Source organism: Sulfurisphaera ohwakuensis (assembly GCF_009729055.1).
GTDB lineage: Archaea > Thermoproteota > Thermoprotei_A > Sulfolobales > Sulfolobaceae > Sulfurisphaera > Sulfurisphaera ohwakuensis.
In genome coordinates this window covers 503,571-529,563 of record NZ_CP045484.1, presented here as the reverse complement: position 1 = coordinate 529,563, position 25,993 = coordinate 503,571, and the positions used below count along the sequence as shown (strand labels likewise).

General features: G+C 32.6%; 27 protein-coding genes and 1 pseudogene. 8 read left to right on the top strand and 20 right to left on the bottom strand.

All coding sequences use genetic code 11. The features are described 5' to 3' along the window. Positions 1–169 precede the first annotated feature (169 nt). Genes D1869_RS03270 through D1869_RS03260 form a run of 3 tightly spaced genes read right to left on the bottom strand, consistent with a single transcriptional unit; the run spans position 170 to position 2,622 of the window. Positions 170–871, bottom strand: coding sequence for a DUF929 domain-containing protein (locus D1869_RS03270; protein WP_156013893.1), 702 nt, complete (start codon positions 869–871; stop codon positions 170–172). A 24-nt stretch (positions 872–895) separates the two neighbouring features. Beyond that, positions 896–1,513, bottom strand: a complete 618-nt coding sequence (locus D1869_RS03265; protein WP_156013892.1) for a thiaminase II/PqqC family protein — start codon at positions 1,511–1,513, stop codon at positions 896–898. After that, positions 1,510–2,622, bottom strand: coding sequence for an RsmB/NOP family class I SAM-dependent RNA methyltransferase (locus tag D1869_RS03260; RefSeq protein WP_156013891.1), 1,113 nt, complete (start codon positions 2,620–2,622; stop codon positions 1,510–1,512). Before D1869_RS03260 ends, D1869_RS03265 begins: the two co-directional genes overlap by 4 nt. 43 nt (positions 2,623–2,665) lie before the next feature. On the opposite strand from D1869_RS03260, the gene D1869_RS03255 reads away from it, so the two are divergent. Together D1869_RS03255 and D1869_RS03250 are read left to right on the top strand one after the other, a co-directional pair. Then, a complete protein-coding gene (locus tag D1869_RS03255; protein WP_156013890.1) occupies positions 2,666–2,959 on the top strand; it encodes a DUF4898 domain-containing protein in 294 nt (97 codons plus the stop codon). Between the two features lie 533 nt (positions 2,960–3,492). Continuing rightward, positions 3,493–4,056: a carbonic anhydrase gene (locus tag D1869_RS03250; RefSeq protein ID WP_156013889.1), complete on the top strand. Its 564-nt coding sequence runs from the start codon at positions 3,493–3,495 to the stop codon at positions 4,054–4,056. Here D1869_RS03250 and D1869_RS03245 read toward each other — a convergent pair. From D1869_RS03245 to D1869_RS03230, 5 genes are all read right to left on the bottom strand, one after another. Further along, entirely contained in the window at positions 4,053–4,352 is a 300-nt protein-coding gene (locus D1869_RS03245; protein WP_052846389.1) for a hypothetical protein, read from the bottom strand. The two genes, D1869_RS03250 and D1869_RS03245, sit on opposite strands and share 4 nt — an antisense overlap. 38 nt (positions 4,353–4,390) lie before the next feature. Next, entirely contained in the window at positions 4,391–5,224 is an 834-nt protein-coding gene (locus D1869_RS03240; protein WP_156013888.1) for a hypothetical protein, read from the bottom strand. Between the two features lie 554 nt (positions 5,225–5,778). After that, positions 5,779–6,006, bottom strand: coding sequence for a hypothetical protein (locus D1869_RS15285; RefSeq protein ID WP_231113683.1), 228 nt, complete (start codon positions 6,004–6,006; stop codon positions 5,779–5,781). A gap of 5 nt (positions 6,007–6,011) precedes the next feature. Further along, positions 6,012–6,365, bottom strand: a complete 354-nt coding sequence (locus D1869_RS15280; protein ID WP_231113681.1) for a hypothetical protein — start codon at positions 6,363–6,365, stop codon at positions 6,012–6,014. A 446-nt stretch (positions 6,366–6,811) separates the two neighbouring features. Continuing rightward, the gene (locus D1869_RS03230; RefSeq protein WP_156013887.1) at positions 6,812–8,380 is read right to left on the bottom strand and encodes a cbb3-type cytochrome c oxidase subunit I; all 1,569 of its coding nucleotides are present in this window, start codon (positions 8,378–8,380) and stop codon (positions 6,812–6,814) included. 304 nt (positions 8,381–8,684) lie between these two features. Between D1869_RS03230 and D1869_RS03225 the strand changes: the two genes are divergently transcribed. Next, the gene (locus tag D1869_RS03225; protein ID WP_156013886.1) at positions 8,685–9,203 is read left to right on the top strand and encodes a PaREP1 family protein; all 519 of its coding nucleotides are present in this window, start codon (positions 8,685–8,687) and stop codon (positions 9,201–9,203) included. 270 nt (positions 9,204–9,473) lie between these two features. Here the strand turns inward: D1869_RS03225 and D1869_RS03220 are convergent, their stop codons facing one another. After that, entirely contained in the window at positions 9,474–10,259 is a 786-nt protein-coding gene (locus D1869_RS03220) for an MBL fold metallo-hydrolase (protein ID WP_156013885.1), read from the bottom strand. After that, positions 10,246–10,938, bottom strand: a complete 693-nt coding sequence (locus D1869_RS03215) for a DUF3834 domain-containing protein (protein ID WP_156013884.1) — start codon at positions 10,936–10,938, stop codon at positions 10,246–10,248. The genes D1869_RS03220 and D1869_RS03215 overlap by 14 nt, the downstream gene beginning before the upstream one ends. A gap of 184 nt (positions 10,939–11,122) precedes the next feature. Between D1869_RS03215 and D1869_RS03210 the strand changes: the two genes are divergently transcribed. Next, complete coding sequence (locus D1869_RS03210; protein ID WP_196772272.1) at positions 11,123–11,497, top strand: thioesterase family protein; 375 nt, start codon at positions 11,123–11,125, stop codon at positions 11,495–11,497. Further along, positions 11,494–12,081 carry an alpha/beta hydrolase family protein gene (locus tag D1869_RS03205; RefSeq protein ID WP_156013882.1) on the top strand — a complete coding sequence of 196 codons (588 nt, stop codon included), beginning with the start codon at positions 11,494–11,496 and terminating at the stop codon, positions 12,079–12,081. The genes D1869_RS03210 and D1869_RS03205 overlap by 4 nt, the downstream gene beginning before the upstream one ends. Positions 12,082–12,102: 21 nt before the next feature. Here the strand turns inward: D1869_RS03205 and D1869_RS03200 are convergent, their stop codons facing one another. From D1869_RS03200 to D1869_RS03165, 7 genes are all read right to left on the bottom strand, one after another. Beyond that, positions 12,103–13,335, bottom strand: coding sequence for an RNA-guided endonuclease InsQ/TnpB family protein (locus D1869_RS03200; RefSeq protein ID WP_156013881.1), 1,233 nt, complete (start codon positions 13,333–13,335; stop codon positions 12,103–12,105). A gap of 229 nt (positions 13,336–13,564) precedes the next feature. Next, positions 13,565–14,542: a metallophosphoesterase family protein gene (locus D1869_RS03195; protein WP_156013880.1), complete on the bottom strand. Its 978-nt coding sequence runs from the start codon at positions 14,540–14,542 to the stop codon at positions 13,565–13,567. 41 nt (positions 14,543–14,583) lie between these two features. Next, on the bottom strand, positions 14,584–15,264 hold the full coding sequence (locus D1869_RS03190; protein ID WP_156013879.1) for a glycerophosphodiester phosphodiesterase: 681 nt from the start codon (positions 15,262–15,264) through the stop codon (positions 14,584–14,586). Positions 15,265–16,059: 795 nt separating this feature from the next. Further along, on the bottom strand, positions 16,060–16,692 hold the full coding sequence (locus tag D1869_RS03180) for an aspartate racemase/maleate isomerase family protein (RefSeq protein ID WP_156013878.1): 633 nt from the start codon (positions 16,690–16,692) through the stop codon (positions 16,060–16,062). 465 nt (positions 16,693–17,157) lie between these two features. Further along, complete coding sequence (locus tag D1869_RS03175; protein ID WP_156013877.1) at positions 17,158–18,579, bottom strand: MFS transporter; 1,422 nt, start codon at positions 18,577–18,579, stop codon at positions 17,158–17,160. Positions 18,580–18,637: 58 nt separating this feature from the next. Next, on the bottom strand, positions 18,638–19,894 hold the full coding sequence (locus D1869_RS03170) for a TldD/PmbA family protein (protein WP_156013876.1): 1,257 nt from the start codon (positions 19,892–19,894) through the stop codon (positions 18,638–18,640). Continuing rightward, the gene (locus D1869_RS03165; RefSeq protein ID WP_156013875.1) at positions 19,887–21,272 is read right to left on the bottom strand and encodes a TldD/PmbA family protein; all 1,386 of its coding nucleotides are present in this window, start codon (positions 21,270–21,272) and stop codon (positions 19,887–19,889) included. The genes D1869_RS03170 and D1869_RS03165 overlap by 8 nt, the downstream gene beginning before the upstream one ends. 547 nt (positions 21,273–21,819) lie before the next feature. On the opposite strand from D1869_RS03165, the pseudogene D1869_RS03160 reads away from it, so the two are divergent. After that, positions 21,820–22,191, top strand: a pseudogene (locus D1869_RS03160) (HEPN domain-containing protein). A 22-nt stretch (positions 22,192–22,213) separates the two neighbouring features. Beyond that, positions 22,214–22,579, top strand: coding sequence for a nucleotidyltransferase domain-containing protein (locus D1869_RS03155; RefSeq protein WP_338056349.1), 366 nt, complete (start codon positions 22,214–22,216; stop codon positions 22,577–22,579). A gap of 178 nt (positions 22,580–22,757) precedes the next feature. Here D1869_RS03155 and D1869_RS03150 read toward each other — a convergent pair whose 3' ends face one another. Next, positions 22,758–24,314, bottom strand: coding sequence for an ammonium transporter (locus D1869_RS03150; protein WP_156013874.1), 1,557 nt, complete (start codon positions 24,312–24,314; stop codon positions 22,758–22,760). A 240-nt stretch (positions 24,315–24,554) separates the two neighbouring features. Between D1869_RS03150 and D1869_RS03145 the strand changes: the two genes are divergently transcribed. Further along, positions 24,555–25,049 carry a zinc ribbon domain-containing protein gene (locus D1869_RS03145; RefSeq protein WP_156013873.1) on the top strand — a complete coding sequence of 165 codons (495 nt, stop codon included), beginning with the start codon at positions 24,555–24,557 and terminating at the stop codon, positions 25,047–25,049. Here the strand turns inward: D1869_RS03145 and D1869_RS03140 are convergent. Together D1869_RS03140 and D1869_RS03135 are read right to left on the bottom strand one after the other, a co-directional pair. After that, positions 25,041–25,619 carry an XdhC family protein gene (locus tag D1869_RS03140; RefSeq protein WP_156013872.1) on the bottom strand — a complete coding sequence of 193 codons (579 nt, stop codon included), beginning with the start codon at positions 25,617–25,619 and terminating at the stop codon, positions 25,041–25,043. The genes D1869_RS03145 and D1869_RS03140 overlap by 9 nt on opposite strands. Before the next feature lie 46 nt (positions 25,620–25,665). After that, a complete protein-coding gene (locus D1869_RS03135) occupies positions 25,666–25,971 on the bottom strand; it encodes a winged helix-turn-helix domain-containing protein (protein WP_010978640.1) in 306 nt (101 codons plus the stop codon). Positions 25,972–25,993: the final 22 nt, after the last annotated feature.

Sequence of the window (25,993 nt, the reverse complement as noted above, 5' to 3'; positions counted from 1 at the left end):
AAATTTTAAGTTTTAAAAAAAAATTAGATAACAATATCTGTTTTAAAACAACAGATCTTATTACCTAAAAACGGGAACTATTCATATAAATTACTAAGCAAAATAATTTTTCTTTACTATACTCCTCAAAAGGTATTACGTTATGTGGATAGCTTACCCCATGCCTTGTTTAATTTATATACTCATCCAGTATACTAACTCCTTCCTGGATAAATGATAAGTTATTATAGTTCTTAAGCAAATAAGTTGCATTATATTCAGAGAAGTAGCTGGGACTTACAATGTGTCCTATTAGCATATATGTCCCTTTTTGATCACTAATAATTATAAAAGTTGGAATATGGGATGGATTTCCCATATAAGCTATTGGTTGAAAGAAACTTCCAGAGGCCCATTTTTCGGTTATGTATTCTTTTACATAAGGATAGAATTGTGGAAACTCTGTTTTTATTATTTCAAGACCATAATTTACGAAATTATTTACTATAGTTCCGTTAGCAGTAGCATTAAGGTAACGGTTATAAAGATATAGGAACTTGAAGTGAATAAATGCTTTTGGAGTAAAGTTTAAGAAAATTATTGCTGGAGTATTAGGATAAATATCGTTTGGATCTGAATATGAAATGTTAAAAGAAATTTTGCCATAATGAGATAAAAAAGCATAGAGTATCCAGCTATCCGCAGCACCATAAGGACAACCGTACCAGCTAACAAAAACAATACAAGTGAAATTACCTTCTGTATAATCTATATTGCTCACTTTAAAGAAAGTATTAAGAGGTACTTCAAAAGGTTGAAGTAGATATGGAAGAATTAAGAGTAAGATAAAAAATGTTACTGCTGATAGAATAATTACATTTTTTATTTTCACAAGATGAAAATAGATTGTAAAAGCTTAAATCGTTAATGCTGAATCCCAAAATTGTATTTCATACTTTACACTTCTGTTAAATATTTCTGAGGCTAAATCCTTATCTACTTCAATTGAGTTTAGATTTTCTAATATTATATCAACTCTCTTTTTGTAATCATCTGAGGAATAGAAAGAAGCCCAAGCTTTATATAGGTCGTTAGTAGAATTTACTACTTTTCTACCTATCTCGAAATAACCCCACATGCAAGGAGTCCATGCAACTAGAAAGAATTCCCAACTTCTTTCTGCCCAATAGTTTAAATGCCTAGTATAAGCATAATTTACATCATTCATTTTAGTCCTTCTAATCTCATCTTGAGTTATCCCAAGTCTTGAGTAAAGATAATTATTAACTTCCGTTCCTTTATCTCTACTTGATAAAATTACATGTAATAATTTCAATGATTTATCTAGGGGAGCCAGAGCAGAAGCCCTAAGTAGAGCTCTTAACATTTCTTCAACATATTTAGCATCTTGCAGTAAATAATATCTGAATTTTTTCTGTGGAAGTGTACCGTCAATCATTTCTCTTACAAATTCATGGTTAACATATTCCTCCCAAGGTGAGTTTTCCCTTAAGAATTCTGAAAGCCTCATCATTTAGAAAAATCTAATTTAGATATAAAAAATCCTTCAGTACCATGAATATGAGGGTAAAATCTCATTACTCTTAACCAAACTTTACTTCTCATATAGCCGTAATGTGTAGGATCATCAGTAAGCTTAATTAAATAATCTGAATATTCCTCTACTATTTTTTCTCCTTCTTCTGGAAATAGAGAACATGTTGAGTATATTACTGGTTTACGCAACTTTGAAGCTTCTCTTACAATTTCCTTTTGTAATCTCGAAAGTTTAATCACCTCGTTCTTATTTAATCTTAAGAAAACGCTTGGATCAGCGTTTATAGTACCACTATTACTACACGGAGCATCAATTAGGATTTTGTCAACTTCTTTTATTGGTAAATTTTCTCCATCAGCCACGATTAGCTCATAATTTTCTACACCCATTTTTTCCATTAGTTCCCTTTGAACTTGTATCCTTTTTTCAGAAATATCTAGGGCTATGACATAAGCTTTATTATTAGTTAACTGTTGTATTAAAGAAGTCTTCATTCCCGGAGCACTACCTACTTCTAAAATTCTTTCATAAGGTTTAGGATCAAGTACTGTAACAACATAAACGCTAGCCTTATCCTGTATTACAATTTCGCCTTTCTGAAACTCTTCTGTCTTAGATATTCTAAAAGGAGAACGAGTTACTTGAAATAGAAAGTCAAAGTCATCTCTTACTAGTTCAAAGCCTTTTTTCATTAACGAACTAATGGCCTCTTTAACATTAACTTTTAAAGTATTAACCCTAATCCAGGTTTTTTTGTGAAAAAGTTTCGAGAAATCATCCAATTTTATGTAGGACAATCTTTCCTTAACCCATTGTGGTAATGCTATCTTGTCTTCTTTAAGCGAGTATGCTATAATCTCTTCTATTTCTTTATCAGGATATAGCTCTGAATAGTAGTAATAATTTTTAATCACTCGCAAAAATTCTTGATACAAAGTTTCTCTATTATCTTTTAGTTTCAGTTTTCTAAAAGAAATATCAAATGCTTTTTCGGGCTGAATTTTCATTTTCTTGATAAGATCTATAGCAAGAGAAAAAGCTTCTATTTTTCTGTTCATATGGGAAAAATCATTGTGTATTTTCATATAGCCTTTTTAAAGTTATTTCATAAAAGTCTTATAGTAAGTAATGATTAACCTAGACAGTTATGTTGAAGCAAACATTAAGGACATGATAAAAATAGTTGGTTGTAATGAATGTTATTTATATAAATTTAATTTAATTTTGGATTATTCAAAATTTTTAAATTTTATCATCTCTGATAAAAAGACTTTAGCTATTATTTTCCCTTCTGGTAGAAGTGATCGTGAAGCGCTTATATCGATGTCTAAAAATATTGCAAGAAGCAAGAATATATCACTCTATGCTTTTCTAAGCGATCTATTAAGAGAAGATAGTTTCATAATCTGTTATAGGAGATAGCATCATTCTCATTTAAATTTATTTAAGAGAAAACAGAGAAAGAAATATTTATATTTTAGTTCTATTAAATTTTATATTGAGTGAACTATAGTGGTAAATGTAGAATCGATAGAGTCTAGTATAACTGAACTATTGAAGCTTTATGATTGTAAAGATTGTCATATTGTTAATTTTATACTTATCAAAGATATATATAGATTCTTCAAATTTGTATTTGATAATGAAAGTACGAAATTTATAGTAATTTTACCTAGTAGCAATAGAGAATTGGAAAAAATAATAAAGGATATTGGAAAAAATAAAGTTAGAGTCTTCTACTCCATAGATTTAAAAGAAAATTCCTTTATAATATGTTTTTGTAATAAATAAAAATAATAGATTTGTCTTTCTTTTTTACATTTAAATAAAATAAATATCTATCATTACTATTAGTTGTCCTTCAGATTAATCTTAATCTTGAGTATACTTACTTATATCAATTTTATTAATTAATAATAATAATAGATAAAGGTTATAAAGATTAATTTTTACCCATGGTAAAGGTAATAATCTCTTGTATGGATTACAGATTAACTGAAGAAATACAAAAAAGAGCTGATAATAATACATTAATATTTAGGAACGCTGGTGCCAATGTGAATGAGTTTATAAATAGATTAAAGGAGATTAAACCAGATGAAATAATATATTTACCACATACTGATTGCGCTGCAATGAAACTAGTGTTCAATGTTATAAAAAACAATGATAAAGTAAATGAAGAAGCGGAAAATAAGTTAGTTAAACAATTCAGAAAAGTTAAGTTTGAGACATTAGAGGAATTAGAGAGAATAAATGCCTCAATAAATGAGGAGATGTTAAAACAAATTACTAATAATATCAAGACGGAGTTAATAGATGTTAGTAAATTAAAATGGCCTAATAGAATAACAAAAGTCTATTTCTATCTACCAAATATGAGAGCAAAAGAAGTTGGTGCATATATATTACAATCATCCTCGCTAAGTGATGTTTCTGCTGATATTTATATAGCTAAAGAAAAGTTGGGATTTAAGGAAATTTATGATTGTTCATCTGGTAATTGTAAGCAAATTTAAGAAAGGATTTTTATTATATCATCTATTATTTTTTGAATTTCTTCCTCATTTAGATTTTTACCCTCTATTTTTCCATCTTTTACATAAGTTACTGATGAAATTCCTCTTGTATTTATAACTAAGCTAATGTTAACTTGAGGCGATGAAATATAGATCTCTTCAATTTCACTATTATTATCTCTTGTGTATCTCTGAATAACATAAACGTTCTTAGTCCTACCTCTAAGTTCATGCTTTTCCTCATCTACTACATCAACAAGTGATCTTATTTTCTCATGAATAACTTTTACATCCATACTAGGATAATGTATAAAAATAGGCTATTAATAATTTTTTATGATAAATATACTTCTCTTCGTAGAGAGGAAAGAAACCTTTTTACATCATCATAGCTCTCTGCCGGTATTTCTGCTTCTTCGTTCTCACTCTTTATTACAAATTTCCCATTCTTTCTTTGTCCTTCTACTATTCCCGGTAGAATATTACTATCACTACTTGCTTTTCCTTGCAAATTAACTAACCCCTCAAGTAAATTAAACGCTTCTTCTATTAGTTCTTTTGGATTCATTTCTAAGTATTTATATAAGGTAGCAAAACTTATTTTAGCTTTATAAATTTGTTCTCCTTTATATACTAGAATTAGAATCCCACCATCTTCCACTACATCTAAAATGACTTTGAAGTTATCTTTCTCTTCAATTCGCGGTAACCTATTACCAAAATTTGAAATAGTAAATTTATACGCTTCTTCTTGAAGCCTCAAAGGATTATCTTTTATTATCTTTTTTACCTTATGTAAGGGCATATCATATTGTAATGATAGCTTAGTTACATCAATAGGCAAAGGTTTCATTTCTGAAAGACGATTGAATAAAGCATTTATATCATTTATCGTTATTCCCCAAGCTTTAACCCGTACCTTGTCATTTTCTGCCTCAACTACTGCACCATAACTTACTCTTTTTGGCGATTGGTAAAATAATGATTTAATTATCTCATTCGCTTCCTCTTTAGTATCTGGTAATTTATCTATTTTGCCTTCAAACTCTACCTTTAGCCCTTGTGTTTCTATTTTTCCCTTTACACTATTTCCTTCAAAGATTGCATAGTAGTTCCCAGCAAAGATAACAACTCTGTTCTCATTCTTCTCAAAGTATATTTCACTCATAAGTAATTATTAGAAATAATACCTAAAAAGTCCTACTCAGTATTATAATCTCTTTTTCATCATAAAAAATAAGATTAATAAAATTCAGAAAAATCTAGTAAACAGTAATTTTTGAGGAAAGTTTGTATATTAGATGGCGGACCTAAACATATTACCTATAATAATGAGGATAAATGACTGAAATACCATAGTAAAGACTTCATTGGATTCGCCTTAAGTTAATCTATTCTTTCTAATATGTTTTTCTATAGAAATTCATAGATTATTATACCGATATATTAACCTATATGAATTCCTAAGAGGATTAGTCTTGATTAAAAAAGATAAACTCAAATTACTAAGGTAATTAAGTTTATGAAAGAAAAATCGCTCTCAGAATTCCTTGCCTAAAATCTAATGAAGTGTAAAAGTAAATTAAATTCAATCTAAACCTGACTTGTTCGATTTTAGGATATAAGATTTTCAAGGGTCTTCAAGTAATGTAATAGAAATTGAATTAGAGCATATACACATTAAGCAATCTTTTATTATTTTTCTTTAAGATGTTATACATTCTAACATCTTTCTATCTTAGGGATATAAAGCAAGCCCTCTCCAATTCTTTCGAATTCTATTACCCCTATTCTGTAAGCGTGATGGTTTTCAAATACTATAATCCACACTACTGGAGTCTCGTTTAAGTTAAAGCCTTGACTTAAAAAGACCCAGTTATTGTTTGGGGTCGAGACTGCATCTAAACTTACTCTGAAGGTTTTATTTTCCGTATATATTGTTGAATTCAATAACATTACCCAGAAAGTTTTAGCGGGAAAACTGCTATATATTGCTGGCGGTGTAATGTTTGGTAAGAAGGACTGAGGGAGATAACTAAAGGATTTGCTCCTAATGGAATTACTCCAGAGGCAAGAAAAACTCTTCCAGAGTAATCTGGAATTGAAACTTTAATGGAAAAACTTAGGCTAAATGTTGTACTGTTAATTCCGTTGACGTTAACTGTAGGTGTTGTAACACTTGCACTAAAAGTATTTCTCATCTCCTTAATGCTAGGAGGAAATATTGATGGAAAGTTTATCCAAAATAAAGATACTATAACTATCACAGATATTATAATGACTACATATGTTAACTTTCCCATGGTCATAAATTAAAAAATATATTTATAGTTATATAATTTAAAGTTTTCTGATCTTTTTATTAGATTTTAGCAAAGTTATGCATTTAATAATAAATATGGTATTTTTCATATTAGTTACGAAGGGAAAACGCTCTAGCCTTGAGATAAGGTTTTGGAAAAAGTTAAAAATATTTGATCATTAAATCATACTCTTAATTTACAAATGTCATTTTCCCTTTGATTTACTATGAAAACACTATATATTTTGACTGCACTTCAAGCTAGTATTAGCTAAGATTAGAGGTTTACCTTTTAATCCGTGTAGTGATTTGGGAAGGATTACTTAGGCTCTTAAGACTTATTATTATACAAAACACTCGAGACTATACTCAGACAGTCAAACATCATCATTAATCAGTTCCGCGGCACCTCAGCACTAAAGAAATTGAGAGTTAAAAAATAAAAAACTAATCTTAAATCTTTAATTTCCTTGCTATTTTTTCAATTTCTATTCTAGATACGGTAGATTGAGCCATAACGATATTAATTGAATCTTGTAAACTTGAAACCACAGTAGTCCTTCCTCTTATTAAAGTTAAAATAACATTAAATAACCATACAACTGTAGCTAAATCAGCTATTATTGCACCTACAGTTGATAAAACTTCACCAGAAATGAACGTAGAGGTCAAAGGATAAGTCTCATCTCTTCTTAATAAACCAGTTAGCCCTAGTTCATCAAACCCTATAACTACCATTGATGCTCCAACTAAATAGCCCCAGAAGTGAATCCACATTAACTTTGTAGAATACCATTGCCTTCCAGTCATCATTGGTATCATTAAATATAGTATTGCAAAACCAGCTGGGACTATAGAGAGTAAGATAAAACCATGAAAATGACCGACAACCCACATAGTTTCATGGATTACAGCATCAAAAGTTATTGTTGCATTAGAGATTCCAGTTACGCCAGAGAAAATTGAACCAGTAAATGACATAACAGTAAATGCTGTAAGAATATTCCATGAAACTTGTGCACCTTTAGCTGTAGCCCATAAGTTAAGGAATGTCATTAATGAAGGTAAAACTACCCCATAAGTAAGTATCTCAGTAAGGACCTTTATTGCTATTGGCAAATCGACCATATATAAATGGTGAATGGGCACGTTGTTAGAGAAAATTAAGTAAAGTACTGCTGCAACTCTACCCATTCTGTCACTGTAGAGAGGTTTATTAGCTAAAGTTGGAATTAATAAATACATTGCAGCAACGGCTGGCAGCCAAGCCATATAAACTACTGCATGCCATAGGATTCCAAATGCAATTTGGTTAGCAATTACATTTAATCCAACAATACCGGCAAAAGCTAATATATCCCAAACATTAGCTACAGTTTCACCAGAGTAACCTATAGCATAGAGTAATATATCCATTAACACAAATACTAAAAAGATCGGTAACTTTTCCTTAGTAGTTTTACTTGCAACGTAATAATGATAGATCAGCCAAATAGTCTGCATATATGTCGCTATGTCAATTAACATCCAACCATAATACCATAATGGTGAAACTACATAAAGTGAGTAATTAGGGATTCCAAGGGGCGATAAATAATACCAGCCTTCTGCAGAAAAATAGTTATCAAATCCTTGAGCTGCTGTTATTAGAATAGGTCCTTCAAGTAACATAAACGCAATGTTGAAAAGTATAAATGCGAGGTTGTATATCCACTTTGCCCTTGGCTGTATATTTAACATTTTAAACGTAAAATAAGTGAAAATTGCAAACTCTAGTTGCTGTGCAAAACCAAATAAATCTCTCATACCATGAAGTGTTATAGAGGCATAATACTCTTGTGGCGTTAGGGGTAATAATTGCATCAAACCCCAAGATGCCTCCTGTATTCTAACCATTAAAGCGTCAATAATTCCTAGTAATCCCCATATGATACTTAGCACAATCATAGCCATTGTTATTTTTGTGATCCAGTCTTTATCTAACTGGAACAGGTTCACGATGAATTTTATTAAACCGTTCATGTGAACAGAGTTGAATTGCAATATTAAAAATTTGTATTATAAAATTTTTGGCGAAATTTTACATTTATAGTATATCAAAAATTTATGAAATTTATGAAATCCCATAAATCAAGTTGAAAATAAAATTCCTTTCTCACTAACCCTAATGTTTTTAGCTACTTGAAATAGAATAGACTTTATAGTAACCGAGATTAAAAGAATATTTGCAACGTCTCTATTTCTAGAAATGCGATAAGTTACCTCCTCAGCAGTTAATTGGATTATAGTATCATAAACTTTTATCTTACTACGAGAAAGTATTCTTATGGAAATGGATCTATATAAGATTGGAGAAGAATACGTTGAAGCTAGAATAATTGAGAGTTTGTCGGATCTCTTTCTTTCCCTCACATTATGGAAGGAAGGATATACAAGAAACTCTGCTGGAAAAGCTTTCAGTGGTGTGAAAGCACTACTAAGTGCTTTTATAGTAACTAATGAAGATAAATTACTTAGTCTAGCTAAAGATGATCGGGAGAGAGAGTGGATTAAAAAGAAGGCACATATAGTTCCAACTCACAGTATGTATGGTTTAGCACGAATGTTAGAGAATATAGGAATTGATATTATAAATCTTGTAAGGATAGCGTTAGATCTTCATGAATATCAGTATAATGGATTTGAACCAGGTTTTAGCGTATACAGTAAAAAGGAGGAAGTATTTAAGGATTTAATTACCGTCGTAAAGGAGAGCAAAAAGATAATACACACCTATTTCCCTAAGTACGAGGTTAAGGAAATATCGGAAAAGATTGATGAGCTATTAAAGGAAATGCAAGGATAATAAAGATAATGGTCTAATATATAAAATAATGCAAATAAACTTGTTAAAAGTTGAGTTTGGAACTATAGGAAAAAATAATTAAGCTAAGTAACTAGTTATTGACTAAATAATAAGTAATAATTACGATGAAGCGTAATTCCTTACCTAACTGAAAACATTAACAAATTTTGTCTATTTGTCTATAATAAGACTTATTTTGTTATATTAAAAATTTATATTATAAAAATTTTAGCAAAATTATACATATTAAAAATCTTATGTAATATGACATCAAGTTGAAAATAAAATTCCTTTCTCACTAACCCTAATGTTTTTAGCTACTTGAAATAGAATAGACTTTATAGTAACCGAGTTTAAAAGAATATTTGCAACGTCTCTATTTCTAGAAATGCGATAAGTTACCTCCTCAGCAGTCATTTCATTTCCAGTAATTAGATCCTTGACTTTTTGAACTAACTTTTCATTAAAAGAGATATTAAAATCTAATAACTCTTCCATCTTTCTCTTATTAGTATAAATTGGACCATGAGCGATAACAACATAATCAACACTCTTAATCAACTCTTTTATTTTATAAAGAGAATTTAACGCCTCCCAAAAGTCAGTATAAAAAGGCACTCCAAAATTTTCAAGCACTTTTTGCCCAAAGAACGCATCACCAGCGTAAAGCACACTATCTACTATGTAAACTGTATGACCAGGAGTATGTCCGGGCATTTTTATTTTCTGTATTTCTACATCTTTAAAATCTTCACTCAAGTTATCTTTTATGAAATCATATGTGAACAAAGGTGAATCTTTAGAACTAAAGCCGTAAATCATAGCCCTTCTTCCCATTAATGTTAAAGCCCAGTAATCTTCTTTCGGTAAATACTTAACATTAGCCTTTTTTAATAATCCAGCAATATGATCACTATGTCCATGAGTTGCTAATTGGACTTCAGCATTTATATCGAGGCTTGAATTTTTACCACCAAGGTCTATTACAACTCTATTATCATAAATTAAAGTATTAGGACTTCCAGGGATAACTTCTATATTTTTAGTAAATTTCAAGGTCTTTCACTTCCGGTTTAACTAAACTATATAATTCAATACTCTTACTTAAATCATCTCCCTTTGTAGTTAATCTGTGATTATAAACATGAATAATATTCTTCATTACTTGCAGTGAATAGTATTTGCTTGCCGAAGAGATAATTAATGCAGACTCTTCTGGTCTTTCCCTCATTAGTCTAATGCCCTCTTCATAAGCCTCAATTACTTCTGTTGGATAGGTTTTTGAATAAATAACACATTGTGGTACAAAATGGTTAAGTTTCATCATTTCATCCTCGAATAGCTCTCCTAATTTGACTTCAATACCGACTAATGCTAATTTCCCCTCTTCTGCCCTCTTTAGAGCATCTTCTGGAGTAGTATTAACCACTTCCTTTTTGTTAGTTAATTTTGCATAAAGTCTAGCATTATAGTCAGCTAAAGTCCCTTGCCTAATAGTGTAAATTACCTCAGAGTTCTTATTGCCTATTAACGAGTACATTTTAACGAATACTCCCGCTACGATTCTATACCCTTTTAACCTGAGTCTTGCCACATTTGTAATTGAATCAAGAACAACGTCTCCAATCTCATTTGTTTCACAACTGTTTTTTAATTCAAAGTTTACTTTACTTAGTACTTTAGCAACTAATAAGGGGAACGAAACCGGGCCTGCAAAAGGTGCAGTAATTAACATAAAATATCATTTAGAATAGAGGCTAATTATTCTTATTAATCATTAGTTACTGCTTGGATCCTTTAATTCTCTCAAGTTTTAGGTCTCATCGGCTTTTATTAAATTCAAAATGAGCAATCTACAAAAATCCATAAGGCAACCCTTTAGTGAAAGATTTAAAAAAGTAGGGTTTTTATCTGTGATTGTGAAAGTTGGAGAATCGTTAGAAAAAACTTTTATAGTAAAGCCTGAGCATTCGGCATCTGCTGTCTCAAGCGGTGCAGTTAACGTATTATCTACCCCAATAATGATAGCATTTATGGAAGATGTATCCTTTACCTTGGCTCAAAAATATTTAGAGAAAGATAAGACTACTGTAGGGTATCACGTTGATGTTAAGCATTTAGCTCCAGCACCTATTGGAAGTGAGGTTAGAGTGAAATCAACATTAATTGAAATAAATGGTAAGAAGCTTAAATTTAAGGTTGAGGCATATTATAAGGATAAGAAGATTGGTGAAGGAATTCATGAAAGAGTCATTGTGGATTTTAATGAGTTTATGAAGAGGGTTAATGAATGAGAAGTCTAGTTATTCATGGAAAGGGCTCTTCACCAGAGAAAGTAGAGTGGTTAGCTAAACCATTAAGGTCTTTTGGTGAGGTTATTGTACCCGATTTTGAAATTGAAGTAAAAGAAGGTGTTGAAAAAGCTTTACAATATAATTTTGACTGTATTGCTGGCCATTCAAGAGGAGGAACTATTGCACTAATTGTTGGAGCGTTGAGAGGTAGTTGTGTTATTGCAGTTTCAGCACCTTCAGATAGGAGAAAGCAAAAGGAGTATCTTTCTAAGTTTCCTCAAGGAACTATACAACATAAGATTTACGAAGATTTAATAAAACTACCAGACTACGAATTCGATTACTCACCTCTAAAATATGCTGACAAATTAAAAGACGTATTGTTAATTCACGGAGAGAATGATGAGATAGTATCTAAGGAGCATTCAATTGTAATGTGCGAGGAGATAAAGAAATATGGCGGCAATTGCGAACTGCATATTATCCCCAATATGAAGCATACGCCACTAGGGCAGCAATATTCAACAATCTGGAATATAATAGAAAATTGGATAAGAAAAAGATTACAGAACTCCAGTCAGTAAGGGAATTATATTTCATGTGAGCTACCCCGCCCTGAAGGGCGGAGCTTCCTGCTTCATAGCCCCACCTTGCCCGTAGCTTTTCGCTACGGGTAGAGGGTGGAGCTCCACAGGCACTAAGGATGGCTCCCACCCCGATCTCTTCAATATGTTTAAGCAAGCGTTATAGTCACGATCAGTAACCCAACCACACTTAGGACAGCTGAACACACGGTCAGTCAAAGTTAACTCTCTCTTTACGTACCCGCACTTGGCACACATCTTTGAAGTATATGCTGGGTTTATTAACAACAATTTCTTTCCATATTTTTCCAACTGATATCCTAGTATTCTCTTCAACTCATGGAATGCAACATCGTGCAACCTCATCCTCAACTTCCTTTCTGACTCCTCCACCAATTGTTTAACATCTATGTCCTCCATTACTACAACGTCATAATGTTGTGCAAACCACTTACCCAACTTCATATAGAAGTCTTGTCTCAAGTTCTTCAAGTGTTCATAAGCCCTAGCTAACTTCACTTTTGCTTTAAACCAATTTTTCGACAAGAACTCTTTCCTCGAGAGAACCTTGTGGAGTTTCCTTATCTTCTCAAGTGCCTTCTCATAAGGTCTCAAGTTAGGGAAATAGAATCCATCACTCGTGGTTAGGAGTTTCTCTACCCCAACATCTATTGCAACTACCTTACCAGTCTTTGGAAGTTGAGAGAATCCAACACCTTCAACTATGAAGGAGACATATACTCTCTCTGAACGTGTTAGCTTAACTACCACCCTCTTTACTTTGTCAAGCGGGAAGTCCCTATGAACAATGACCTTAAACACGCCGAGATTTGATAACCTCAATAACACCAGCTTCTTCTTATTCTTCCTACTCTTAGTCCTTATTTCCCTGCTCTCAAGTATTTTCCACCCACTTTGTGGGTAAACAAGAGAGTAGTACTTATGGGGTTTCTTCTCCTTAGGAAAGTGTGCTAGACCTTTGAAGAACCTATCCCTAGCATCGTAATAACGATCGGCAATTTGCTGTACTACTTGTGAGTAGAGTTGTTGGTACTCCTTATCTTGCTTTCTTAGATCTAGAGCGAGCTGTCTTAACTCCGTTTGTGTAAGACCCTTTCCGTCCCTTTGGTAGAAATAGATATCTGCCCAGCGTAGGGTGTTGTACATCTCACATGCTAACCTCAACTGGGCTTTTAACGCCCTAATTGTTTGATCGTCAACATATGCACGAAAGCGGAACCCTACGTTGGGCATTAATAAAATGTTCGAGAGTGGATTAAAAAATATTTCTACAAAGGGGGCTATCCATCCCCGCCTTAAAAGGCGAGGTTTTTCGCCCCCTTTGAACCCCTAAACTTTATAAGTTGATAGTTAGATTTAAGCAATAGAAAGAATTAACTAATTTATTATACTCTTTTAACATGAAATAGCGAAAAGATTTCTACATATAAGTACTGTCATTATATTACTCTTGTATAAAATATTATCCGTTCCTAAACATATATGTTTTTATTTTGTCCCCTTCAAGAACTAAATATAGTGAATGAAGTATGCCTTCACTATATTCACTGCCTGGATTAAATACCATTGTCCTACCTATCTTATCAAATCCTCTGGATTCGTGTATATGTCCGTGAAGCCCAACTAGTGGTTGATATTCCTCTATTATCTTTCTAACACTCTTTGAACCTACATGAGTAAATACTATTTCTCCTCCTTTTACTACTGGTTTAAGATTTTCATCTAAGAGTGGTGCATTATCAAGATGTGTATTAAATGGTGGAGCATGAAAGTTATAAATAGCTTTACTTTGATCTTCTACCTTATTTACTATTTCCTTTAAATTTTTATAAAGTGTTTCTTCATCTTGTTCTCTTGGTGTGTGCCAAGGAGTTGGATTAACATAGCCATAAGATACCATCTCATGATCGCCTATTCTTATTACCTCTCCTTCGGCTTTATGCATTATATCGCTTTCAGCTATAACATCAAATAAGAATTCTGGGTCGTCATTGCCTAAATTTACGTAAATAGGTATGTTTGTTCCTTTAAGTTTCTCCTCCGCAATTTTTATCCATCCTCTGACAACTTCACTCATAGCTTGTTTGAATTTCTCATCTACAATCTTCTTATTACTTTGCATCTCTTCAAACTCCTTCTGATCAACTATAGTATAATAGTTTCCCTGATTTCTGATTTCATCAATAACTTTTTGTAAACCATCCCTTCCAAATTCTTGGTTATCTAGCTTGTATCTTCCATTGCCTAGATCAACAATCGCAAATAATGCTTTTCCAGCTAAATCGCCCCCTATTATGAAGGCATCGACTTTGAACTGTAATCCAGCATTCAAGAACTTTTTAAATACAATATCAGAGCCGTGTAAATCACTTGTATATAAGATTTTTATCATTTGTTTTTTGTCAACTTGAGGTTCAGCTTTTCTTCTAAAAAGCCCCACTGGATAAATTTCCCCTTTACATTTAAATATTTAATCTATCTTCACTTTTTGGAAAGAATGATTTTTAGTTGTTTCATAATATCTGGTTTATCTGTAGCTATTGCATCAACACCATAGTAAACCATCTTTTCCAAAATACTAACGTCATTAACTACCCATGGTATTAGGAAGAACTTATTTCTTTTCAGTTCATGAACTTCTGTTCTATTCAACAGATTGTATTTAGGCAACATAGCATAAGCACCAATACTCTTAGCAATCTTTATCGGTGAAGGAAGGGAAGAATAAATTAGTCCTATCCTTTTTCCTCCGCTTTCCTTAATTTTCTTTAACGAATCATAATTAAACGAAATGAATATAACGGAATCTAATAGATTGAAACTTTTTACCTCACTCACAATCTGCTCCTCATATCCGCTTTCTTTTATTTCTAATAGATAGAGATCTGCTTTTACCTCACTTAATACTTCAGAAAGTAAAGGTATTTTTTCTCCGTGAGAGTCAAGTTTCTTAATCTCGTCTATAGTCATTTCACTCACTTTTCCTTTACCGTTTGTAGTCCTATCCACAGTTTCGTCATGAATAACAATTATCTTTCCATCTTTTGTCTTTCTTAGATCCATTTCTATTCCTTTACAACCCATTTCAATAGCTCGTTTAAAAGCCCTTATAGTATTCTCTGGCTCATAAGCTGATGCTCCTCTATGTCCTATGCAAATCATATGAAAATGTAAATAAAGTTAAAATTTATTTCTTCCTCTACTAAATCAATGGATAAAAAGTTGATAAAATTTTTATCGACGACAGAAGGGACTTTGAGCGTTATAAAGAAAGCACCTCCATCAGATGATAAATTCAAAAAATTAATAAAAAAAGTAATTATAGATGAATCTAAGCTTATTGAGAATGTTCTTCTTGGAGAAGATATGATTAATGCGATGAAAGTTGGTTATAAAAATGCCATTTTAGGTTTTCTTCATTCGGCTGAAGAGAATAACAGGTTTCTAATAGAGAGAGCATCTCTTTCAACATTTATTACTCATACGACAACTGCTTATTATGAAGCATTAAAGAACATGGATTGGCATAAACTAGTAGATGATGGTTTTATAATCCGTTCTGGTGGAGAAGCATTAACTAAAATAAGAAAATATACTGGAATAAGGGAAGTGAATGCTACTACTATTTACTTTACTGGTGTACCAGTTTGTGAGAAACATCTAAAATGGGAGAAATATGCAATGTCTATTCATGAAATTTTTTCAGAATTAGGAATGAAAAGGAATAAAAAGGAGATAAAATGTAAATATTGTAAAAATGATGCAAAATATTTTATATTAGCCATGCCAAAAGCTAGTGCACTAATAGCCTTAGCTTGTGAAACAGTAGGTAAAAATTCTAATTCTCTCTTAAAAATATACGCAAATCTTTCTAGGATTCTTCACCCATACGGTTTTACTAACCTTGACAAAGATATAGTTTTCACAATTTGGGCAAGGGATTTGTTAATGATCCTCTCAGAAATCAATGAGCTTCTTTTCCCTTGCAACTTCAAAGAGAGAAGAGGAAGCAGTAACAACAGGAAGTCTGCCCTCCAATTCCTTAAGGATTGGAAGAGTAGAAAGAATAGTACAAGCAATATAAATGGCATCGGCTGAGGATTGATGAGCAATCTTTGTAGCCTCGATAACCAACTCATGCGGAGTAGAAGCTATTGCCTCGCCACCAGTTCTTCCTAGGCTTATAGAGCCAACAATATCAAATCCCCAATCTCTTAGCCATTTAATTTCGTATTCGTGTCTTCTTTGATTATAAGGAGTTATAACATAAATTTTCTTAGCATTTAATTCTCTTAGTCTAGTAATAATTGACTCAGTAGCAATAAGAACTGGTTTAGAGAAGAACTTTTTCATCTTTTCCATTCCCGGCCTGTAAAAAACTCCATATGACCTAGCGTAAAATATAGCATCAGCTAATTCTACTTGCTTCTTTATTTTCTCTAATTCTTTAAACATTCTTTCTTGTTCATCTTTCCTTATTCCATGCCCAGGATAGTATTTCATTGTGAAAATCCTAAACTTGCCTGGATATAGATCATTAACATCTCTGGGTAGTGTAGGATTTTCCTCAGAAATTATTAATGAAATCATAAAGTACTTATATCGTCTTACTGATTTATCTTTTTCTTATCCAATTTTATATTATATCTTAGCTTAGTAATAGTGATATAACAATACTGACATACTTTATCTTTTCTGATTTTTTAACTATAGTTAATTAGAAGATTATGTTTCGTTTTAGACATATATATTCTACTAGGCTATAGAGGATAAAATATTATTCTTAAGATTTTATAGGTAAGGGGGCAACCTAGGGATATTGTTGGCTGTCCGTTTAATTATAAATTGCACAGTGATTTGAATAGCTATATGAAGAAGATAATTGGAAAAGTAGTAAACAAAGTGAAAAGCATTCTTTACTTTTTAGTACTGTGTAATGGAGTAACACCCGTAAAGTACTGTAACCCCTTATATACCGAGAACCATAGCCCTTCAGGGTGATGAAAGAGACAGTAATTATTATGTTTTTGCTACCATAAAAATTTTAGTATAAGTTTATGATGTGGGCGAGACCAGATTGCTCCTTATCTCTTTTCCTCTTAATGCCGATAATACTAATCCTATGAACAGAATAATAGCCCCTAGTACTAGTGCTGAATGTATACCAGTAATGAATTGAGCTGGTATCTTACCATTATAAGTCCCTAAGAATACTTCAAATGCCACATATCTTGGAACTGTAAGAGATGAGATAGTTATTGCTAGCACATAACTTAAAAGCAAACCCATATTTGCTAAAGTTCTTTGTAAACCAGAAACTCCACCATAGATTCCTCTTCTCGCATTAGCCATTATAGCACTATTATTTGCTGGATAGAAAAATGATGAACCAATACCCCCTACAAGGCTAGCAAATATTACATTAATTAAAGGAGTATTTATACCAGTAGCTATACTTATATAAAGGAATATTGCAATAATCATTAATCCCATTCCTAGTGTTGCGGGAATTCTCGAACCAATCTTATCAGATAGCTTACCAGTAAATGGTGCAATTAAACTGGCAATTACATAACCTGGAACTAGCAAAAGCGACGCTTGAAAGGGAGTTAGTCCTCTAACACCTTGTAAATACATAATTATTATAAATGCGACTGATAAGTAGCCGAGGCTTTGGAAAAATGACGCAAATAATGAATAAGTTAAAACTCTGTTTTGAAATACGGAGAAATCAATTATAGGATTCTTTACTCTTTTCTCTACAAGAAGAAATCCTACGAAGACTATTAATCCAACTAGTATCATTATTTCGTTTTTAAGAACTAAACCTTCTCCCGCAATGTCAGCTGCACCATAACTTATTAAAGATAAGGAAGAAGCAAGAAGAACTGTTCCGGGGATATCAAATCGTCCTTCAGTAACCTCTTTCGCTCTTATAAATTTAAAACTCAAGATAGATGCTATAATACCTATTGGAATATTAATATAAAAGATGTATCTCCAACCGATAAATGTAGTTATGATCCCACCTAGAATTATGCCAAGCATTGCTCCAACGTTCCAACCTATTGATGTAAATCCGTAGGCCTTACCTCTCTCATTAGGAGGAAAGTTATCTGCAATTACAGCACCACCAGTTGACTGCATCATAGCTCCACCTAACGACTGAATACCTCTAAACGTTATTAAAGAACCAATGTTTGGTGAAGCACCACACAATGCGGAACCAATAGTGAATACAACAAATCCCCAATTATACACTTTATCCCTACCTACCCTGTCGCCTAGCCTGCCTAACTGTGTTGTTAGGACTAGGACTACAAAGATGTAAAGAATTATTACCCAAATCGCGGTGAAAAAGTCTGTATGTAAATCTTGGACTATTACTGGTAAAGCTAAAATTACTACAGTACTATCCACAGCCGCCATCATAGTTCCAAGCATAACTATAGCAAGAATAATGTTCCTTTTATCCATAAGATATTGTCTCATAGTTATTTAATAAGTGTTTCGAGTCTGAACTATTAAAAAAATACTAAGCCCTAGTTATATTTACATTCTTAACTAGGACAAAGGGAGATATCGTCGGTAATGGGGCATCCCACCATTTCACAGCAAAACTCTCTTTAGAAACTTCTTCTATATTTTTTAAAATTCTAGGAATATAATCAGAAATCCTAATCCTTCCAGCATTACCTATGGGTTTACCATCTTTATATACAATTACGGCATCCCTACAAACAGTTGAGAAAGCTCCTTCTAAGTAATTCTGATACCTAGTATACCAATTATTATTGATAAAGATTACATTACCAGAAAGAAGAGAATCAAACTTTACATTACCACCCTTAACTTCAATTCCAAAAGAAATCGGAGAAATAATACCAGCATTTCCAGTTGACTTAGCATTCATTAATTTTGCCAGCTCATTATTATAAAGTAACGTTTGAAATATACCATTTTCTATTAAAGGTTTGTCGTAAGTAAACGTTGCCTCATCATCAAATTCTCTAGTACCTAACTTATTAGGGACATCGTAAATACTTAACTTCTCGCTAGCTATCTTATCACCTTGCTTTACATTGTATAAGAATGATGAACCCGTATATACACTGAATGCTGAAGCGAAATAACTAAAATCACTCATTAAGTTTCCAACAACAAGCGGTGAAAGTACTACATCGTATTTTCCATCATAAACCTTTGTCTCTCCATCTATTGAAGCTAAGACATTTGCTTGTTTTATGCTGTCCTTTAAAGGTGATAAAGAATCTGAATAGAAAGCCCATTGGCCGGAATAGTTCTTATTAAAAGCCCTAAAGTATCCATCCGCTGAATATTTTACAGTTAATCCGTTAAAACCTTTTGAAGTAACCAAAGAGAGAGAATTCTCACTCACTTGAAGTATTCCAGATAGTGGAAACTCAGAGGAGTAAATGTTTTCAACAATAGAACTTATGTCACCTTTCTCGATGATATCTTTTAGGTTAGAATAACTGATAGATTTTAGCTCTCTGTCATTGTCGCTAAAAACTGGTGTTAGGAAGGCTTCTTTGACTACATTAAACATGTCCTTAATTTTTTCAACATCTATCTCACCATTTGAAGACACTGCTAAATACTTATTCCCTTTTCTTACTATAACATTTAATTCAGTATTCACAAGCCTTTGAACTTCTACAATTTCACTGTAAACAAACTTAACTAACAATTTCCTAGTCTTAAGTTGAAATATACCAACTTCATCAAAGTCTTTTAAACTTTCCATTAGCTTAATTAGTTCCTCATTCATAACCTCTCACCTTTACGGAAATATTCCTTAATCTCATATTTGGCCCACCCATCCAAACTGGGATACCTTGATCCGGATCTCCTTTTCCGCAAGTACCGTAGTAAAACTTTAAAGTATTATCTATAGCGTCGATTGAATATAGGAATTCAAAAGTTGTGCCCTCAATAACAGGGAATAATAATGGTTCTTTAATTTCACCATTTCTAACTTCATAAGCTTCCAGACCTATATAGCGTTGACCAATTCTCAGATCATCAATATTCCATTCCATATAGGATTTTAGATAAATACCGTCCTTAACATCCTCGAGAAGCTCATCAAATGTAAAATTACTAGGCATAAAGAAAGTGTTAGACATCCTAACTAACGGCTCTCTATCAAATCTTGAAGCCCTGGCAGAACCATTACTACTCACACCGAATTTATATGCTGAAAATCGATCTTGAAGTAATTCGTTTATCTTTCCATCTTTTATTAAAAACTTCGCCCTAGCCTTAATACCTTCATCATCAATTAAGTAAAAACCAGAACTGTTAGGAAGCGTTGGATCATCAATAACATTAACAATGTCAGAACCAATTTTCTCACCAAAATTTCTATTAACTAAATAACTTAAACCAGCTTGAGCCGATTCCCTACCAAGAACTCTGTCAGCCTCAAATGGATGACCTACAGACTCATGAGCCATTATACCAGATAACATATTACTGAATATTACATCTTTCCTACCTGGTGTAACTCCTTTACCCTTTGTAAGTATTTCATCAATGTTTCTGATTTTCTCAGCCAATACATTTTCTATGTCCCAAATTTTTATCAACTCAAAACCTCCACTACCTCCAAATTCCTCATAAAATGTTGCACTAGCCTTATCACTAACCATTGAAACACTTGCCGAGACATGAATTCTTGGCACTAACCCATGAACAGTAGTACCGTCTTCAAACAAAATATTCTTCTCCTCAACTGATTCAGAATAACTGAAAATGACAGAAACTATCCTGGAATTAACCTTTATATTTTTTAGACTATTAGAAATTTCAACAAAAATTTTCTGTTTTTCTTCAAGTGGTACATCTTTTATTTTCTCCTTTTCATTGACTGAGTATTCCCCGCTTGTTCTCTGATCCACAGAGTAGCCTTTTTCCCATTCTTTTAAAGAAAATGACAAAGGAGATAGATCCTCTACATCTGAAGAAGAAGTAAAGTACATAGCAGAATCCTTAAATGCTCTAACACTGTAACCAGAATGACTTACACTAGCTAAACCAGCAGGGGAACCATTAATAACAAAGAAGTGTGTAGAACTTATTTTATGTTCCCTTACCTCAACATACTTGAATTCAGAAAACTTTTTCAGAAGTACATTTAGATCCATAAGTTATTTAGGTATATACTAACTATTATAAATTCCTTTACATAAGACTTTTGCTTTCAACTTAATAAGACCTCTAATTTGAATAATTTAAGTGCAAAAAAGTAGTACACTACTTAATGATATTAAGGAAAATCTAATTCCTAAGTATAAGTAAAATATTTTCTATATATGATAAAAATCTCTTGAAAATAATATATTTAAACTCTGTATTTCTTAGAAACTAGTAGACATCTAATTTAACTTTTTAAAGATATACTGATGTATATCTTTAATAAAGCCGTTATTTAACATAAATTTATTAAAAGGCATTTTCTTTATTAACGATTATACACTAGATTAAGATATTGCTATATACTAAAATTTGTAGAAATGCAAGTAATTTAACTCAGGCAGTATAATTATTTTCTCTCTGAGTTTTATCTTCATTATATTATGAAGAACGTTTTCTACTTCGCCCTAAACCTTTCCGTCTTTTAGATCCCTTCCAAATCTTAGATATTCTTCTTCCTAAGCTAAATATAATAAAGATATGTTGTAATTTTATTCTATGGCAGAATACTTAAAAGAGAACGCAATTGATTTCTTTACTAACGCTAAGGATAACCTAAGTAAGGGTAAATATAATCTTGCAATGTTTAGCCTTGAACAAGCATTACAACTTTCTCTGAAATATACGCTTTATCAACTTACCGGAAGTTTTGAAAAGACTCGTGACGTGAAGAGGTTAATGAAATAAGTTATTGAAATAACAAAAAATAAAGAATTAGAGAGGATAATAAACGAGCAAGATGTACTTTTAGATCTGATTGAACAGTCATATATTACAGCAAGATATTTACCTTATAGATATGAGGAAAATACTGTTGAGAAAGCTTTGAAAGTGGTCGAGGAGATCCTACACGTATTGGGAATTATATAAGTGGTGGAGTGAGAGAAAGGAGATCCTGACTAAGGCTAGGGACTACGTTAGAAAAATAAAAAGAATATGTGTTAAGGATATTGACCCAGAATGTAGAGTAATACTCTTCGGTTCAATAGCTAGAGGAAACTATAGAATTGATAGTGATATAGATGTACTTATTATAACTGAAAAGGGAAAGAGTGCCTGGGATAAAGCTGTAATATCCTCGCTAATTAAAGAGAAGATAGGTTTTGGAGATCCGCTAGAACTTCACGTTGTAACAAAAAAGGAGTATGAGGAGTGGTATAAAAATTCATTGACGTTTATGAGGAATTTTGATCCAACTATAATTTCTCATAATTCATATTTATGGGCCTTCATCCTATTTATAATGACACTTTTATAAGATATACAGTTCTATCTCTATATCTAATATGAGATCTATTCTTGAAATTAAACGCGAGCTTCTTCTTTTTTGTATGATTTTATAGAAAGTATTATCTGGAAAATATTAGAGTTTATAAAAAGTTACCAAAGAATTATCTTTTTACTAGAAAAAATAAAGAATTGTATCTTAATAAAAATCAGTCAGATTTTTTCTTATCTGGATCTTCTTTCTCTTCTGGTGCCTCTTCCCTAATTTCTTCCTTCTTTATCTGAGATTCTGGTAAAGTAGCTAATAGTTCAGAATATGCTACTTCTCCATGCATTGCATAATCACCAATTGCCAATGTATCTGGCGGTGCTTGCAATGGTACGAACAATCCTATTAGCTTCAATAAGCCAAAAGTTACTCCAAAATCATAAACAAATACTATAGCAGCAGCTGCGGCTTGTATTCCTAACTGATAGAAATTACCATATAATGCACCAGTTAAACCCGGTAATACATATTTAGTTACATTGGGATCTGCAAACACACCAGTTAGTAATCCTCCTACTATTCCTGCAATACCGTGGGTGGAGAATACTCCTAATGTATCATCAACTTTTAGTCTAGGCTCAAATTTATATAGAGATAACCACGGTATGCTTCCAGATGCAATTCCAATAAGTATTGCCTCCCAACCATTTACGTATCCTGCAGCTGGTGTAATAGCTACTAATCCAGTTACTGCACCACTTGTTGCACCTACTAATGTCGGCTTCTTAAAGAATGCCATATCCATTAACATCCAGGTTATTGCACTCACAGCTGTTGCAATATTTGTGTTTAATACGGCTATTGCAGCATCAATTGTTGCACCGCCTGGATCACCACCGTTAAACCCATCCCATCCTAACCAAATTAACCCAGCTCCTGCAAGAACCAATGGTAGACTATGAGCTTCTAATTTTCTTTCAGATGCTAATCTGGGACCTATTGCTAATGCAGCAGCTAACGCACCAACACCAGCATCTACATGAATTACATATCCTCCACTAAAGTCTACTGCTCCTAGTTGGTATAACCATCCTCCTGCAAATAACCAATAAGCTACTGGGCTATATACTAATAAACTCCAGAAGGGTACAAATATCATCCATGCTTTGAAATTCATTCTCTCTAATACTCCGCCAGCTAATAATACTGGAGTTATTGCAGCAAAGACAAACTGGAAGAATATGTAAGTAGATGTTGGAATATCCACTGGCGTTCCAGTTGGCCCATATATTGTTTGACTAGCTTCATAATGGCCTAACCATGCTGGAACTGGATAACCTAAAATTCCATAACCATTAATACTAAGTAATGCGGGATGACCAAAACCAGCATTATAGCCAGCTATCATCCAAACAACTAAAACTGCAGCAAAAGCATAAAATACCATTAATGCAGAATTTACAGCGTATTTCTTTTTAGATAATCCAGCATAATATAGTGCTACACCAGGAACGCTTTGAAGACCTACGAATGTTGCAGCCGTAAGCATCCATGCGTTACTACCAGTATCTAACCAGCTAGGAACCGCTGCAGATGGATAATCTGCTGTATGATTTTCTAAAGCTAAAATACTTTGATTTAAACTCTGTATTTCTGCTGTAGTATTTGATGATGTTTGTCCAAACGGGTGCAACGATAATAGAATGATGGAAAAACTGATTAGTATTATTGATAACTTTATAAGATTAGTTTGGGAAAAGGTTTTTTGAATTTCCATCGATAACCATTTAATTCTAAATTGGTTATAAGCATTTTTGATATTTTCATTAAAACTTTTTAGTTTTTTAACGTAGTATAGAGAAACACTTTTCGAATTAATAATTACAAATAAGAGCCTCACTTTAATCTTTTTTTATTTCAAATGTTTTAATTAAAAATATTCTGATAGTAAAGTATAAGTAAACATAAGGTTTTATGAAAGGGAAAGGTTTATTTACTTTTCACATTATTCTTAATTATGCAGAAGACCTATACTGGTAGATATGTTAACATACCCCTTTTAGCCCAAGAAATTAATAACCTCTTTCTAAGTGAGGGTTGGGAAAGTCAAGTTATGCAATTAACTACACCAATGATGATGCAACCCGGTATGCCGCAGTACTATGATTATGAAATAAGGGCTATGAAAAAAGGTCACCTTCATCATGTTGAAAATGTTATAGTAAGGCTTAGGGGTTATCCAAATGAGTTTTCGATAATTGTTGAAGAAGAACATATAGGACCTTTAGGTAGAGAACTAATAAACCATAGACTGTTTGGAACAATCGATAAGCAAATAACCGATGGAATGTATGATATGCCTTTACCAATGCAACAACAACCTATGCCAACTCCTCAGCAACCAATGAGCCAACCAATGGCACAAACTGCCGGAATCAGATGCCCACAATGCGGTTATCAAAATCCTCCTGGAGCTAAATTCTGCCTTAACTGCGGTACAAAATTATTCTAATTCCTCTACTACTTTACTGAATTCCTTAATCTCAGAAAGAGGTCTGCCACTGGCATTCCTGGATACAGCTAGAATTTCTGCAACTATGCTTAAAGCAATCTCTTTTTCATTCTTTGCACCAATATCTAATCCGGCTGGTATTCTTAATCTTTTTATATGTTCCTTAGAAATTCCGGCTTGTAAAAGCCTTTTCATTATTACTTTAGCTCTCTTTATACTCATGATAACAAAAATCTCTTTAGCACCTCCTAAAATAGATTTCATTATGGCCCAGGTATCATAGACGTGCCTTGTAGCTACTATTACATAAGCATCTTTTACTATTTCATCGGGTACTTGAAAACTGGTACCTTTTATTACGTTATCAGCTTCATATGGAGTATCATCAGCAAAGGGATCAATAACAGTGACATGAAATCCGAGGTCTTTTAGATACCTAGCTATAAAAGGTGTAACTGATATACTCCTTCCAGTACATTTACTTACATCCACTTTAACACTGTCTCTATCACAAAAAACTGGTTCTTCCATATCTGCTTCTCTACTTGAAGCAAAAATTACAACGTTCATAAAGGAGTATTGAGAAAGAAAAATAAAAAGCTTAGTTTTAAAAAATTTAGTCTTCTCCGTAGATCTCTTTTATTTGGGCAACTACCTTATCTAAACCAGATTTCTTCTCCTTATAGTCCTTGAGGAGATCTAGTAATTTTCTGCCCTTATCAGTTAAATAATATAGACCATCTTTTTGCACAATTAGCTCTTTTTCTACTAACTTGTTTATGTAGTTGTTTGTTAGTTCATAGCTTAGATTTGCCTTATACATTAACCAAGTTTTCTTTGCTCCATTCTCGCATTGAGATAGTATATCATGTATTATTTCATACCTAGTCCTCTTTTTTCTTCCAACTTGGGCTTCTGTCATCAAATACTAATAACCGAAAGAA

Excerpts from the sequence above, each read along its gene's own strand:
- D1869_RS03135 (WP_010978640.1), bottom strand. The coding sequence starts at position 25,971 with ATGACAGAAGCCCAAGTTGGAAGAAAAAAGAGGACTAGGTATGAAATA.
- D1869_RS03165 (WP_156013875.1), bottom strand. The coding sequence starts at position 21,272 with ATGGATCTAAATGTACTTCTGAAAAAGTTTTCTGAATTCAAGTATGTT.
- D1869_RS03180 (WP_156013878.1), bottom strand. The coding sequence starts at position 16,692 with ATGATTTCATTAATAATTTCTGAGGAAAATCCTACACTACCCAGAGAT.
- D1869_RS03240 (WP_156013888.1), bottom strand. The coding sequence starts at position 5,224 with ATGAGTGAAATATACTTTGAGAAGAATGAGAACAGAGTTGTTATCTTT.
- D1869_RS03255 (WP_156013890.1), top strand. The coding sequence starts at position 2,666 with ATGATTAACCTAGACAGTTATGTTGAAGCAAACATTAAGGACATGATA.
- D1869_RS03260 (WP_156013891.1), bottom strand. The coding sequence starts at position 2,622 with ATGAAAATACACAATGATTTTTCCCATATGAACAGAAAAATAGAAGCT.
- D1869_RS03230 (WP_156013887.1), bottom strand. The coding sequence starts at position 8,380 with ATGAACGGTTTAATAAAATTCATCGTGAACCTGTTCCAGTTAGATAAA.
- D1869_RS03175 (WP_156013877.1), bottom strand. The coding sequence starts at position 18,579 with ATGGATAAAAGGAACATTATTCTTGCTATAGTTATGCTTGGAACTATG.
- D1869_RS03245 (WP_052846389.1), bottom strand. The coding sequence starts at position 4,352 with ATGGATGTAAAAGTTATTCATGAGAAAATAAGATCACTTGTTGATGTA.
- D1869_RS03190 (WP_156013879.1), bottom strand. The coding sequence starts at position 15,264 with ATGATTTGCATAGGACATAGAGGAGCATCAGCTTATGAGCCAGAGAAT.
- D1869_RS03150 (WP_156013874.1), bottom strand. The coding sequence starts at position 24,314 with ATGGAAATTCAAAAAACCTTTTCCCAAACTAATCTTATAAAGTTATCA.
- D1869_RS03140 (WP_156013872.1), bottom strand. The coding sequence starts at position 25,619 with ATGAACGTTGTAATTTTTGCTTCAAGTAGAGAAGCAGATATGGAAGAA.
- D1869_RS03170 (WP_156013876.1), bottom strand. The coding sequence starts at position 19,894 with ATGAATGAGGAACTAATTAAGCTAATGGAAAGTTTAAAAGACTTTGAT.
- D1869_RS03205 (WP_156013882.1), top strand. The coding sequence starts at position 11,494 with ATGAGAAGTCTAGTTATTCATGGAAAGGGCTCTTCACCAGAGAAAGTA.
- D1869_RS03215 (WP_156013884.1), bottom strand. The coding sequence starts at position 10,938 with ATGTTAATTACTGCACCTTTTGCAGGCCCGGTTTCGTTCCCCTTATTA.
- D1869_RS03145 (WP_156013873.1), top strand. The coding sequence starts at position 24,555 with ATGCAGAAGACCTATACTGGTAGATATGTTAACATACCCCTTTTAGCC.
- D1869_RS15280 (WP_231113681.1), bottom strand. The coding sequence starts at position 6,365 with ATGACCATGGGAAAGTTAACATATGTAGTCATTATAATATCTGTGATA.
- D1869_RS03265 (WP_156013892.1), bottom strand. The coding sequence starts at position 1,513 with ATGATGAGGCTTTCAGAATTCTTAAGGGAAAACTCACCTTGGGAGGAA.
- D1869_RS03250 (WP_156013889.1), top strand. The coding sequence starts at position 3,493 with ATGGTAAAGGTAATAATCTCTTGTATGGATTACAGATTAACTGAAGAA.
- D1869_RS03225 (WP_156013886.1), top strand. The coding sequence starts at position 8,685 with ATGGAAATGGATCTATATAAGATTGGAGAAGAATACGTTGAAGCTAGA.
- D1869_RS03200 (WP_156013881.1), bottom strand. The coding sequence starts at position 13,335 with ATGCCCAACGTAGGGTTCCGCTTTCGTGCATATGTTGACGATCAAACA.